11 protein-coding genes are annotated in these 12,945 nt (G+C 74.8%); 3 read left to right on the forward strand and 8 right to left on the reverse strand.

The features are described from left to right. Positions 1-15 precede the first annotated feature (15 nt). The 6 genes from J5Y04_RS38175 to J5Y04_RS38200 all read right to left on the reverse strand — a co-directional run bounded on the left by J5Y04_RS38175 (position 16) and on the right by J5Y04_RS38200 (position 6,316). Positions 16-1,683 (reverse strand): bifunctional uroporphyrinogen-III C-methyltransferase/uroporphyrinogen-III synthase, encoded by a 1,668-nt coding sequence (locus J5Y04_RS38175; RefSeq protein ID WP_245206294.1) that lies wholly within the window; start codon positions 1,681-1,683, stop codon positions 16-18. Beyond that, entirely contained in the window at positions 1,680-2,690 is a 1,011-nt protein-coding gene (gene hemC / locus J5Y04_RS38180; RefSeq protein ID WP_209417137.1) for a hydroxymethylbilane synthase, read from the reverse strand. Before hemC ends, J5Y04_RS38175 begins: the two co-directional genes overlap by 4 nt. Before the next feature lie 41 nt (positions 2,691-2,731). Further along, positions 2,732-4,069, reverse strand: a complete 1,338-nt coding sequence (locus J5Y04_RS38185; protein ID WP_148644257.1) for a glutamyl-tRNA reductase — start codon at positions 4,067-4,069, stop codon at positions 2,732-2,734. A 31-nt stretch (positions 4,070-4,100) separates the two neighbouring features. Next, complete coding sequence (locus tag J5Y04_RS38190) at positions 4,101-5,000, reverse strand: redox-sensing transcriptional repressor Rex (RefSeq protein ID WP_209417138.1); 900 nt, start codon at positions 4,998-5,000, stop codon at positions 4,101-4,103. Between the two features lie 101 nt (positions 5,001-5,101). After that, entirely contained in the window at positions 5,102-5,872 is a 771-nt protein-coding gene (locus tag J5Y04_RS38195; RefSeq protein ID WP_209417139.1) for a 3'-5' exonuclease, read from the reverse strand. A gap of 159 nt (positions 5,873-6,031) precedes the next feature. After that, positions 6,032-6,316, reverse strand: a complete 285-nt coding sequence (locus J5Y04_RS38200) for a glutaredoxin family protein (protein WP_209417140.1) — start codon at positions 6,314-6,316, stop codon at positions 6,032-6,034. A 136-nt stretch (positions 6,317-6,452) separates the two neighbouring features. Between J5Y04_RS38200 and J5Y04_RS38205 the strand changes: the two genes are divergently transcribed. The 3 genes from J5Y04_RS38205 (at position 6,453) to J5Y04_RS38215 (ending at position 10,592) form a co-directional block, all read left to right on the forward strand. Further along, the gene (locus J5Y04_RS38205; RefSeq protein ID WP_209417141.1) at positions 6,453-7,463 is read left to right on the forward strand and encodes an HAD family phosphatase; all 1,011 of its coding nucleotides are present in this window, start codon (positions 6,453-6,455) and stop codon (positions 7,461-7,463) included. A gap of 632 nt (positions 7,464-8,095) precedes the next feature. Beyond that, the gene (locus J5Y04_RS38210; RefSeq protein ID WP_245206311.1) at positions 8,096-8,929 is read left to right on the forward strand and encodes an ECF subfamily RNA polymerase sigma factor, BldN family; all 834 of its coding nucleotides are present in this window, start codon (positions 8,096-8,098) and stop codon (positions 8,927-8,929) included. A 343-nt stretch (positions 8,930-9,272) separates the two neighbouring features. Next, on the forward strand, positions 9,273-10,592 hold the full coding sequence (locus tag J5Y04_RS38215) for a DUF5667 domain-containing protein (protein ID WP_209417142.1): 1,320 nt from the start codon (positions 9,273-9,275) through the stop codon (positions 10,590-10,592). Positions 10,593-10,762: 170 nt separating this feature from the next. Here J5Y04_RS38215 and J5Y04_RS38220 read toward each other — a convergent pair whose 3' ends face one another. Together J5Y04_RS38220 and J5Y04_RS38225 are read right to left on the reverse strand one after the other, a co-directional pair. Next, entirely contained in the window at positions 10,763-11,773 is a 1,011-nt protein-coding gene (locus J5Y04_RS38220; protein WP_245206295.1) for a lysophospholipid acyltransferase family protein, read from the reverse strand. Positions 11,774-11,780: 7 nt separating this feature from the next. Next, positions 11,781-12,869 (reverse strand): NAD-dependent epimerase/dehydratase family protein, encoded by a 1,089-nt coding sequence (locus J5Y04_RS38225; RefSeq protein ID WP_209417143.1) that lies wholly within the window; start codon positions 12,867-12,869, stop codon positions 11,781-11,783. Positions 12,870-12,945 lie beyond the last annotated feature (76 nt).

Raw genomic sequence — 12,945 nt, forward strand, 5'->3', positions numbered from 1 at the left:
CCCCGGCGGGGGTTCTCAGCGGGCCTTGCGGCGTGATCCGGGACGGCGCTCGCTGGGGCGGTAGACCGGCTCGCCCGCCGCGGTCGCGGCGTCGCGGCGCTTGGCCCCGAAGTCTGCCAGCGCCTGGGCCAGGGCGGCCGCCGACGGGGCCGGGGCCATCACGTCGACCCGCAGGCCGTGCTCCTCGGCGGTCTTCGCCGTGGCCGGGCCGATGCAGGCGATGACCGTCACGTTGTGCGGCTTGCCGGCGATGCCGACCAGGTTCCGCACGGTCGACGACGAGGTGAAGAGCACCGCGTCGAAGCCGCCGCCCTTGATCGCCTCACGGGTCTCGGCCGGCGGCGGCGAGGCGCGCACCGTCCGGTAGGCCGTCACGTCGTCGACCTCCCAGCCCAGCTCGACCAGGCCGGCCACCAGGGTCTCGGTGGCGATGTCGGCGCGCGGCAGCAGGACCCGGTCGATCGGGTCGAACACCGGGTCGTACGGCGGCCAGTCCTCCAGCAGCCCGGCCGCGGACTGCTCGCCGGACGGCACCAGGTCCGGCTTCACGCCGAAGTCCACCAGGGCCTGCGCGGTGGTCTCGCCGACCGCCGCGACCTTGATCCCGGCGAACGCCCGGGCGTCCAGGCCGTACTCCTCGAACTTCTCGCGGACGGCGCGCACCGCGTTCACCGAGGTGAAGGCGATCCACTCGTAGCGGCCGGTGACCAGGCCCTTGATCGCCCGCTCCATCTGCTGCGGGGTGCGCGGCGGCTCGACCGCGATGGTCGGCACCTCCTGCGGCACCGCACCGTACGAGCGGAGCTGCTCGGAGAGGCCGGTGGCCTGCTCCTTGGTGCGCGGCACCAGCACGTTCCAGCCGAACAGCGGCTTGGTCTCGAACCAGGAGTGCGAGGCGCGGTGGGCGACCTGCTCGCCCACCACGGCTATCACCGAGGTCGCCGGGTCCACCGGTGCGGAGACCGGGGAGGGCAGCACCCGGGCCGCCTTCAGGTCGGCCGCGATGGTGGCCAGGGTGGCGGTGAAGGTGCGCTGGCGGGTGGTGGTGCCGGAGAGCGTCGCGCTGAGCGCCGACTCCGGCTTGCGGCCGTTGGAGACCAGCGCGTTGGCGGTGGCCGGCAGCTGGCCCAGGGTGGTGCGGACCACCAGGGTGGTCTCCGGCGCGCCCAGGTCCACCGGGCTGCCGGCGAGCAGCGCGGCGCCGTCCACGAACCGGACGTCGGTACCGGCCGTACCGCGCAGCGGCACGCCCGCGTAGGCCGGCACGCCGACCGACTGGGCGACGCCCGGGATCACCTCGAAGGGGATCCCGCCGCCCGCGCAGCTGAGCATCTCCTCGGCGGCGCAGCCGTCCAGGCCCGGGTCGCCGTCGACGGTGCGGACCACGTGCTTGCCGGAGCGGACCGCCTCGGTGACCAGCTGGGCCAGGTCGAAGTCGGTGCCCTCGGCGGCGGGGGTGTGCACCTGCACGCCGTCGGGACAGTGGCTGCGCACGGCGGCGGCGGTCAGCGGGTCAGCGACCAGGATGTCGGCCGAGGCCAGCACCTCGACCGCGCGCAGGGTCAGCAGGCCCGGGTCCCCGGGGCCCGCGCCCAGGAAGGTGCACCGTCCGGCTGCGGCCGGCCCGCCCGCGAACGGGCTGTCGGCCGGGAACGGCGTCTCGGTGGCGGCGGTGGGGCTCATCGGGCTCGCTCCCCCATCAGGGCGGCCGCGCCCGCGTCGAGCAGCCGGGCGGCGAGGGCGTGGCCGAGGGCCGTCGCCTGCTGCTCGGCGGTCTCGTCGAGGACGATCGGACCGTTGGCGGACATCTTCAGCAGGGTGGCGCCGTCGACGGTGCCGACCACGCCCTCCAGCCGCAGTTCGTACGGGTGGCCCCAGGTGGCCAGTGCGGCGACCGGTGCGGAGCAGCCGGCCTCCAGGGTGGCCAGCAGGGCACGCTCGGCGGCCACCGCGACCCGGGTCGGGAGGTGGTCGAGCGCCGAGAGCTCGGCGGCCAGTGCGGCGTTCGCCGTGGTGCACTCGATCGCGAGCGCGCCCTGGCCGGGGGCCGGGACCATCAGCTCCGGGTCGAGGTGCCCGGTGATCTCGGCGGCGCGGCCGAGCCGGTTCAGGCCGGCGGTGGCCAGCACCACCGCGTCCAGCTCGCCGGAGGTGACGAAGCCGATCCGGGTGTCCACGTTGCCGCGGATCGCGACCGTCTCCAGCTGGGCGCCGAAGGCGCGGGCCCAGGCGTTCAGCTGCGCCATGCGGCGCGGCGAGCCGGTGCCGATCCGGGCGGTGTGCCCGGAGCCGGCCAGCTTCTCGACCAGCTCGTCGAGGGCCAGGCCCTCGCGCGCCACCAGGGCGTCGCGGACGTCCTCGCGCTCGGGCACCGCGGCCAGCACCAGGCCCGCGGGCTCGGCGGTGGGCAGGTCCTTCAGCGAGTGCACGGCGAAGTCGATCCGGCCCTCCAGCAGGGCGTCCCGCAGGGCGGAGACGAACACGCCGGTGCCGCCGATCTGTGCCAGCGCCTCCCGGGAGGTGTCGCCGTAGGTGGTGATCTCCACCAGCTCGACGGGGCGCCCGGTGAGCCGGGTCACCTCGCGGGCGACCATGCCCGACTGGGCCATGGCGAGCGCGCTGCGCCGGGTACCGAGCCGCAGGGGTGCGGTGGCGGCCGGGGCCTGGTCGGTGAGCGGTTGACCATTCATGAGGTGATCGTCCCGGTGGTACTCGTGGGATGGCTGACGGTTCATCTGGCGCCCCCGCCCGAAGGCTGCTGGGCGCCGATCGGAGTGCCCGAGACCGCGTGCACGGCCGCCGGGTCGAGGTCGAACAGCTCGCGCAGCGCGTCCGCGTAGGACGCGCCGCCGGGCTCGGCGGCAAGCTGCTTCACCCGCACGGTCGGCGCGTGCAGCAGCTTGTCGACCACCCGGCGGACGGTCTGGGTGATCTCGGCGCGGGAGCGCTCGTCCAGACCGGGCAGCCGGGAGTCCAGGCGGCCCAGCTCGGCGGCGACCACCTCGGAGGCCATCGCCCGCAGCGCCACCACGGTCGGGGCGATCCGGGCGGCCCGCTGGGCGGCGCCGAAGGCGGCCACCTCGTCGGCGACGATGCCGGAGACGGCGTCCACGTCACCGGCGCCGGGGCTGGCGGCGTGGGCGTGCGAGAGGCTCTCCAGGTCGACCAGGAGCGCGCCGGGCAGCTCGTGCACGGCGTGGTCGACGTCGCGCGGCATGGCGAGGTCCAGGAAGGCGAGCGGGGTGCCGCCGGCCCGGGAGGCCACCGCGGCGGCGACGTCCTCGGCCCTGATCACCACGCCGGCCGCGCCGGTGCAGGAGATCACCAGGTCGACGTCGGCCAGCGCCTCGGGCACCTTGGCCAGCTCGACCGTCCGCGCCACGCCGGCGCCGAGGATCTCGACCAGCCGCTCGGCCCGCTCGGGCGTCCGGTTGGCGATCAGCAGGTCGGTGACCCCGGAACGGACCAGGGTGGCGGCGGCCAGCGAGCTCATCGAGCCCGCGCCGACCACCAGGGCCCGCTTGCCCGCGATCTCGCCCGCGCCGGCCGCGACCTGCTCCAGGCCGAAGGTCACCAGCGACTGGCCGGCCTTGTCGATGCCGGTCTCGCTGTGCGCCCGCTTGCCGACCCGCAGGGCCTGCTGGAACAGCTCGTTCAGGCCGCGCCCGGCGGTGTGCTCGTCCTGCGCCTTGGCCAGCGCGTCGCGCAGTTGGCCGAGGATCTGGCCCTCGCCGACCACCATCGAGTCCAGGCCGCAGGCCACCGAGAAGAGGTGGTGGACGGCGCGGTCCTCGTAGTGGACGTAGAGGTGGGAGGTCAGCTCCTCCAGGTCCACCCCGCTGTGGTGGGCCAGCAGCAGCGACAGCTCGGCGACGCCGGCGTGGAACTTGTCCACGTCCGCGTACAGCTCGATCCGGTTGCAGGTGTTCAGCAGCGCGGCCTCGGCGACGGTCGCGGTGGCCGCGGCGTCGTGCAGCAGCCGGGTCGGGACGTCACCGGTCAGGGCGGCGCGCTCCAGCACGCCGACCGGGGCGGTGCGGTGGCTCAGTCCTACGACGAGAAGACTCATGCCCGCCCCCTGGTACCACGGATCTCGGTGCTCATGCCGGCATCACCGCGGAGAGTTCGCCCTCGCCGCCCTTGCCGGGCTTGCCCTTCGGTGCCGCCTCGGCGTCCTTGGCCGACGGCTCGGCGGCCGTGCGGGCCTTGGCGGAGCCGCCGGCGGCGCGGCGCAGCTTGGCGGCGGCCGCGCGGACCGGGCCGGGGGCGCGGTCCAGCACCGACTCGGTGCGGTCCGGCTCCTCGCCCGCCTTGCGCTGCTCGTGGAAGGCCAGGATCTGCAGCTCGATGGAGAGGTCCACCTTGCGCACGTCCACGCCGTCCGGGACGGTCAGCACGGTCGGGGCGAAGTTGAGGATGCTGGTGACGCCGGCCTCGACCAGGCGGTCGCAGACCTGCTGGGCGGCGCCGGGCGGGGTGGTGATGACGCCGATCGAGACGTGCTGGCTCTCCACGATGGACTCCAGTTCGTCCATGTGGCGCACCGGGAGGCCGGCCGCGCTGCTGCCGACCACGGCCGGGTCGGCGTCCAGCAGGGCGGCCACCCGGAAACCGCGGGAGGCGAAGCCGCCGTAGTTGGCGAGCGCGTGACCCAGGTTTCCGATGCCGACGATGACGACCGGCCAGTCCTGGGTCAGGCCCAGCTCACGGGAGATCTGGTAGACGAGGTACTCGACGTCGTAGCCGACACCGCGGGTGCCGTACGAGCCGAGGTAGGAGAAGTCCTTGCGCAGCTTCGCGGAGTTCACACCCGCGGCGGCCGCCAGCTCCTCGGAGGAGACGGTCGGCACCGAGCGCTCGGAGAGCGCGGTGAGGGCCCGCAGGTAGAGGGGAAGGCGGGCGACGGTCGCCTCCGGGATTCCCCGGGCACGCGAGGGTCGGCGCGCGGCGCCCTGGTCGGGCGTCTGCGAACTGCTCTGTGGTGATCGGCCGATTGCCACGGTGCTCCTGTGGGTGAAGCTGGGCTTTGGCAGCCAGGCTATGCGTTTGTGAACGTGTGCACAAAGATGGTGTCCGATTTGTCCCCGCACAGTGATGCGCATCACGCCGGAGACCCCATAGCACCGGTCCCCTTCCGGGCCGCCGCCGGGGGCTGTGCGCCCGGTGTCCCGGCGGGGTGCGGGACCTCCCCCGGCAACCCGGCCGGAAGGTCCCGGCGGAACAGCCGGACGGGCTCCCCGGAGGGGCGCGAACGCGCGCCTCCCAGCCGCGGCCACGGCACCCGGGCCGCCTCGCGCAGCGGCAGGGCCCAGTCGTCCGGCGGGCAGGACGGCGCCCCCAGGCAGTGCCGCAGCAGCTCGGCGGTGGCCCGGGCGTCCCCCAGCGCGGTGTGCGCCGGGAACCCGCCCAGGCCCGCCGCCTCCGCACAGGCCACCAGGCCGAAGCCGCGGGCCTGCGGCAGGTGCGTGCGGGCCAGCCGCATCGTGCAGAGCAACGGGACCGGCGGCAGCGGCACGCCGATCCGGGCGAACTCACGATCCAGGAACGCGTGGTCGCAGGTCACGTGATGGCCGACCAGCACCCGGCCGGCCAGCAGCTCCAGCAGTCGCGGCGCGATCTCGCGGAACCGCGGGGCGCCCTCGACGTCGGCCTGGGCTATCCGGTGCACGTGGGTGGGGCCCACCGGGCCCAGCGGGTCCAGCAGGGTGCAGAACTCGGCCTCGGGCCGCAGCGCCGCGTCCAGCAGCACGACGGCGACCTCGACCACCCGGTGCCGCCACGGACTGCGGCCGGTCGCCTCCACGTCCACCACCGCGAACCCCCCGGCCCCGGCGGGGGCGACAGGGGTCCCATGGGTCGGACCGGGAAGCATGGCGGCACTCCTCGCGTGCTCAGCCCCCCATGGGCGCAAACGAGTTCGATCGTAAGCCGACCCGCGGGGGGGCTCCCCGGGCCCAGCCCGGTTTTCTTCACAACGATTCGGCGAACCGCCCCCGCCGACCGACGGGGGCCCCGGCCCGGCGGAGCGCCGTCAGCCGCCCAGGGCCGCGCGCAGCCGGCGCTCGTCGACGCGCCAGAAGTCGTGCTGGCGGCCGTCGATCAGGGTGACCGGGATCTGCTCCCAGTACTTCCGGTACAGCCCCTCGTCCTGTGTGATGTCCCTCTCCTCGAAGGCCGCGCCCAGCTCGCCGGTCACCCGGACGATCACCTCCCGGGCGTCGTCGCACAGGTGGCAGCCCGGCTTGCCGACCAGGGTGACGGTCCGGTCGGACGGCTTCGGGCTCGGGCTCTTGTCGCGTCGCAGCAGTGGGCTCACCCGGCCATTGTGCGCCCGGCCGCGCCCCGCCCGCCCGCCTCCGGGAGGATCCGGGAAGAAGGGACACCTCCGGTGTTCACCACCCGGGCACGCCGCCGTCACGGCCCCTGCCGACCTGGCTGGATATGCTCGGTCCATGGCCGTGCTCCGAAGGCTCACCCAGGCAAGGCGTTCCACCACCGCGCGGACCGCCCTCGCCGGCGAGGCCGCGGCCGAGGCCGCGGAGGCCGCCCTGCGGGCCGAGCCGGCCACCGCCGCCACCACGGCCGCACCTCAGGAACAGCCGACCGCACCTCAGGAGCAGACCCCGGCCGCCGACCGGCCGGCGAAGACCCCCAAGGCGCCCGCCGGGAACCACACCCCCGAGCGGGACGACCCGCGCGCCGCCGCCTTCTTCGACTGCGACAACACCATCCTGCGCGGCGCCGCGATCTTCTACCTCGGCGTCGGGCTCTACCGCCGCGGCTTCCTGACCCGCCGCGACATCGCCCGGTTCGCCTGGCAGCAGGCCTGGTTCCGGCTGCACGGCGCCGAGGACCCGGACCACATGGCCGACGCCCAGCACACCGCGCTCGGCCTGGTCGCCGGAAAGCGGACCGCCGACCTCGAAGCCATCTGCGAGGAGGTCTTCGAGGAGGTCGTCGCCGAGAAGATCTGGCCCGGCACGCGCGCCCTGGTCCAGATGCACCTGGACGCCGGGCAGCGGGTCTGGCTGGTCACCGCCGCCCCGCTGGAGGTGGCCAGGGTCATCGCGCGCCGGCTCGGCATGACCGGCGCGCTCGGCACCGTCGCCGAGGCCAGGGGCGGCCTCTACACCGGCCGGCTGGTCGGCGAGCTGCTGCACGGGCCCGCGAAGGCGGCCGCCGTCCGGGCGCTGGCCCGTCGCGAGCGGCTCGACCTGGACCGCTGCGCCGCGTACAGCGACTCGGCCAACGACATCCCGATGCTCTCCCTGGTCGGCCACCCGTACGTGGTGAACCCGGACGGCGCGCTGCGCCGCCACGCGCGGGCCCAGGGCTGGCGGGTGCGGGACTTCCGGACCGGGCGCAAGGCGGCCCGGGTGGGCCTCCCCGCGGCGGCCGCGCTGGGCGTCGCCGCGGGCGCGGCGGCGGCCGGGGTCGCCCTGCACCGGCGCCGGCACGCCTGAGCCCCTCCCCTGGATCCCGGCGAGCCCCGCCACCACCCCCGCACCCCACTGCGCCCCGCCGGACATTGGCGGAGAGAGCGCCGGAGAGCACCGGGACGACGGCCGGACGTCACCGGGACGGGCCACCCCTGGACGGGTGACCACCGGTCAATCCGCACGCTGACCAGGCCCCTCGTACGGGCGAACCCCGGCGTGGCAGAGGGCCGTCCGGACCCGTTGATCGATCCTGTCAGCCCGCGACCGGTTCCGATCGTTCGTCAGACCGGGAAAGTCAGGGGTTACCGAGGCCAAGGACTGGGAAACCGCCCGCCAGGCCGCCGAATTGGTCACCCTGCGCGCCTGTTCGATCACGTTGAGCCGGATGACCGATGACATCTTCGGTCAGTGTCAGCCGAATATGCATGCCCTGCGGATCCCAAACGACCACTTCGACCACACGGTGTAGCTGTCATTGCACAAAGCGTTATTCTCTCCTGGATGCACGTCACCCACGCGCCCCTCCCGACCGGGCGGCGCGGGCGTGCTCTCCGCGCAGGCGGAGGTGATCCGTCCACAGTTCTGCCTCTGGGAGTCCCGTGTACCCACCCGTCCGGAACGACGCGCCTGCACCCTCCCGCCCGTCGCCCGCGCCCCTGCGCTCCCGCACCAGCCTCCGCAGCCGCCCGGGCTCCCCCCGGCAGATCTCCACCGGCCTGGAGCTGTTGCGCAGCCTGCTCCGCAGCCAGCTCGCCGTCCCGCCCCAACTGGTTCCCGCCGGCGCCGCGTTCGGCTACGGCCCGCCCCAACCCGCCGGCCTGGCGCTGCGCACCACCGCCGCCGGCTCCTCCACCGGGACCGGCTCGCGCGGCCGCGCCGGGGCCGCCGGCACCAGCGGCCGCAGCCGGGCCAGGACGGCCCCGAGCCCCGGCTACGAGACCGAGCACAACCCCATCATGGAGCTGGTCGAGAAGGCCCAGGCCGGTGAGAGCGAGGCCTTCGGCCGCCTCTACGACCACTACGCGGACACCGTCTACCGCTACATCTACTACCGGGTCGGCAGCCGGGCCACCGCCGAGGACCTCACCAGCGAGACCTTCCTGCGGGCGCTGCGCCGGATCGGCACCTTCACCTGGCAGGGCCGGGACTTCGGCGCCTGGCTGGTGACCATCGCCCGCAACCTGGTGGCCGACCACTTCAAGTCCAGCCGGTTCCGGCTGGAGGTCACCACCGGCGAGATGCTCGACTCCAACGAGTGCGAGCGCAGCCCGGAGGAGTCGGTGCTGGAGTCGCTCTCCAACGCCGCCCTGCTGGACGCCGTCCACCGGCTCAACCCGCAGCAGCAGGAGTGCGTCACGCTCCGCTTCCTGCAGGGGCTCTCGGTGGCCGAGACGGCCCGGATCATGGGCAAGAACGAGGGCGCCATCAAGACCCTCCAGTACCGCGCGGTGCGGACGCTGGCCCGCCTGCTGCCGCCCGACGCGCGGTGAGCGGAGCCGGAACGGGGGGCCGTGCCAGCAGCAGCCGTACCAGAAGCAGCACCGGGGGCAGTGGGAAGGACGGCACCGGGGACGGTGCCGGGGACCGCCCCGGGGAGATAACCGGAGGGCCGTCACCGTCGGTGCCGGCCCGACACGTCCGGGTGAACGGTCGGTCCGATGATCAGCCGTGCGTAACCGACCGCCCGCACCGCTCGTTGGCCAGCGTGCAAGCCTCCACCAGGCGTACGGTCAAGTCGAATTGCGACCTCTCACCCGATGGAGTGGCTTTGGCCCGCCGAGGCAACCGTCCGGCAGGCCGGGGTGTCGACAACGACGAAGGGAGGTGTGGCCCGTGACGGCAAACGTGCTGGAGCACCGGCGGGCGAAGGCCTTCGCCGAGGCGCTGGAGGCCCACCAGGCAGAGCAACACGGCGCCGCCGCTGCCGGATCGGCCAACACCGCTTCCACCGGAGCCGGTTCGGCCGCCATGGCCGAGCTGGTCGGGGTGGCCGGCGCACTCGGCGCACTGCCGGGACCGGAGCTGGACCCGCAGGTCCGGGCCGTTCAACGCGCCCAGCTGATGGCCGCGTTCGAGCAGGCCTTCGCCGGCGGTCAGGGCGCGACGGTGCCCCGCCAGCGCAGGCACCGGGCGGCCCGGCTGGCACCGCGCGGTCGGTGGAGCCGGCGGTTCGCGATCGGCGGTCTGGTCGCCGGGCTCGCCGTCGGCAGCTTCGCCGGTGCGGCCGCCGCCAGCTCCAACGCCCTGCCCGGGGACACGCTGTACGGCATGAAACGCGGCCTCGAAGGGCTCCGGCTGGACTTCGCGAACTCCGACAGCGAGCGCGGCGGGCTGCTGCTCGACAACGCGGCCACCCGGCTCGGCGAGGTCAAGAGCCTGGTCGGACGGACGGACGACGGCGGCGCGCTCAGCCCGGGCACCGTGGAGCAGGTCCGCAAGGCGCTCGACGACATGCACGCCGACGCCATCAAGGGCCGCGACCTGCTGCGTTCCGTCTACCGCAGCAACGGCTCGCTCGACCCGATGCGCACCCTGGCCGGCTTCGCCCAGGACGAGGACGACCGCTGGAGCGAGCTGCAGAGCAGGCTGCCGGTCCAGCTGATCCCGCAGGCGCACCTGGTCGACCAGCTCTTCGACGACATAAGCGAGGACGTCGCGCCCCTGCGTCTGGCCCAGCCGCCCGCCAAGGGCGGCGGCAAGGCCGGCAGCGGGACGGGCGGCGCCACGGGCTCCGCGCCGGACGGCGGCTCCCCGGCCGACACCCCGGCCGGCGGCGGCAACACCGCACCGGGCTCCGGGCCGGCCCAGAGCGGCGGTGCGGGGGGAGCCAACGGCAGCGGCAAGGCCGGCACCACCGGGCGGGCCCCCTCCGCCGGGGCGAGCTCGCCCGGCAACGGCGGTGGCGGCGGCGCAGGCGCCCCGAGCAGCGCACCGAGCAACGCGCCGGGCGCGGTCGGCGGGCTGGTCGACGACCTCACCAGCGGGCTCACCGGCACCAAGCCCTCGCCGAGCCCCGACCCGGCGCCCGACCAGGCGGCCCCGCAGCCGTCCGGCTCGCCCAGTGCCACCACCGGCGGCGCACCGCAGCAGGGTGTCGACGTGCCGCCGCTGATCCCCGGGCTGCTGCCCGGACTGCGGATCCTCGGCGGCTGACGCGGTCGAGCAGGGGTGAGGGGCCCGGTGGCAGCGCCGGGCCCCTCACTCGCGCCCGCCCCGGAGCGCGGCCCGGAAGAAGCGGAGCACGGGCCGGAACGACCGGCGAACGAGCGGCGCGGGCCCGGCCCGGGCGCACCGGCCCGGGCCCACCGCTCAGCGCGACCGGCTCAGAAGAACACCGAGCGCCGCTGCACCAGCAGCTCGTAGAGGGTGTGCTGGACGGTCTCCCGCACCTCGTCGGCCAGGTCGAAGACCAGCATCGGATCGTCCGCCGCCTCCACCGGGTGCCGGTCGGTGGCGATCGGCTCGCCGAACTGGATGGTCCACTTGGTCGGCAGCGGCACCGCGCCCAGCGGCCCGAGCCACGGGAAGGTCGGCGTGATCGGCACGTACGGCAGGCCCAGCAGCCGCGCCAGCGTCCGGAAGTTGCCGATCATCGGGTAGGTCTCCTCCGCCCCGACGATCGAGCAGGGAATGATCGGCACCTGCGCCCGCAGCGCCGAGGCGACGAACCCGCCGCGCCCGAACCGCTGCAGCTTGTACCGGTCGGAGAAGGGCTTCCCGATGCCCTTGAAGCCCTCCGGCCAGACCCCGACCAGCTCGCCGCGCTCCAGCAGCGCCTGGGCGTCCTCGTTGCAGGCCAGCGTGTGGCCGGCCTTGCGGGCCAGCTCGTTGATCCCGGGCAGGACGAACACCAGGTCGGCCGCGAGCATCCGCAGGAACCGTTTGCCCGGGTGGTGGTCGTGGATGGCCACCTGGGTCATCAGGGCGTCCAGCGGGATCGTCCCGGAGTGGTTGGCGACGATCAGCGCGCCGCCCTCGGCCGGGATGTTCTCGATCCCGCGCACCTCGATCCGGAAGTACTTCTCGGCGAGCGGGCGCAGCAGCGAGAGCAGCACCTCCTCGGTGAGCTCGCGGTCGAAGCCGAACTCGTCCACCTCGTAGTCCCCGGTGATCCGGCGGCGCAGGAAGGCGAGGCCTTCGGTGGCCCGGGCCTCCCAGCCCTTGCCGAACAGCCGGGTGGCGGCCGGGCCAAGCCGCCCGGCCAGCGCCCCGCCGACGGCGTCGGCGATCTGGTCGGCCAGGCCGGCGGGCCGGTCGGGCTCGCTCCAGCTGGGCGCGGACTCGATCGGGATGACCTTGGCCTCGCCCGGCGCGTTCTCGGCTGCGGCACTCATCGCGGGTTCAGCTCCTGGGTCGGTTCGGGCGGGCGGCCGGGCCGTGCTCGCGCCCGAGCAGCGCGGCCAGTCCGTCGGTGACGGCGGCGAGGCGCTCGGGCGGCAGCAGGCCGGCGGACTGCGCGGCGGCGAAGTCGGCGAACGCCTCCGGGGTGGTGTACCGGGGGCGGTACCCGAAGGTCTCGCGCAGCCGGGTGGTGTCCACCACGCGGCCGTGGGTCAGCAGCCGCAGCTGTTCGGGCGAGAAGTCGACAATCCTGGTCTGCCGGGCCAGCCCGGCCATCCAGCTGATCGCGGGCAGCAGCAGCGGCAGCATCGGCCGGCCGAGCCGGCGGGCGCACTGGGAGAGCAGCAGGACGCCCTCCCCCGCCACGTTGAAGGTGCCGGTGTTGACGGTGCCCGGTTCCGGCTCGTCGGCCGCCCGGGAGAGCACCGCGAGCACGTCGGCCTCGTGGGCGAACTGCAACCGCGGGTCGTACCCGAGGACGGTGGGCAGCACCGGCAGCGCGAAGTACTCGCTGAGGGGGGTGTCGGCGCCGGGGCCGACGATGTTGGCGAACCGCAGCACCGTCACCGCGACGTCCGGACGGCGCCGGGCGAAGCCGCGGACGTAGCCCTCGACCTCCACCGCGTCCTTGGCGAAGCCGCCGCCGGGGAGGTTCTTGGGCTGGGTCCGCTCGGTGAACACCGCCGGGTCGCGCGGCGCCGAGCCGTACACGCCGGTGGTCGACTTCACCACCAGCCGCCGCACCCCGGGCGCCTTCTGGCAGGCGCCAAGCAGCTGCATGGTGCCGATGACGTTGGACTCCTTGACCGACGAGCGGTTGGTGGAGCCCAGGCCGGTCGCGCTCACGGCCAGGTGGACGACGGTGTCGACGCCGTGCTCGGCGATCACCCGGGCCACCGCCGGGCGGCGCAGGTCGAGCTGGTGGAACCGGTACGGCGCGGCGGTCCCGTCCTGCTCCTCGACGGCCTCCCGGGGCGGCAGCACGTCCACGCCGACCACCAGGTCGACGTCCGGCCGGCTGCGGAGCTCGGCGGCGAATCGGGCCCCGAGCTGGCGGGCCACGCCGGTGACGAGCACGACCTTGCCCACGGTGCTGCACCTCGTTCCTCGGCCTCGGCGGCCTGCGTGCACCGTACCGCGCCGCCGTGGCGTGCCGTGAAACGAC

The organism is Kitasatospora sp. RG8 (assembly GCF_017813315.1).
Taxonomy (GTDB): domain Bacteria; phylum Actinomycetota; class Actinomycetes; order Streptomycetales; family Streptomycetaceae; genus Kitasatospora.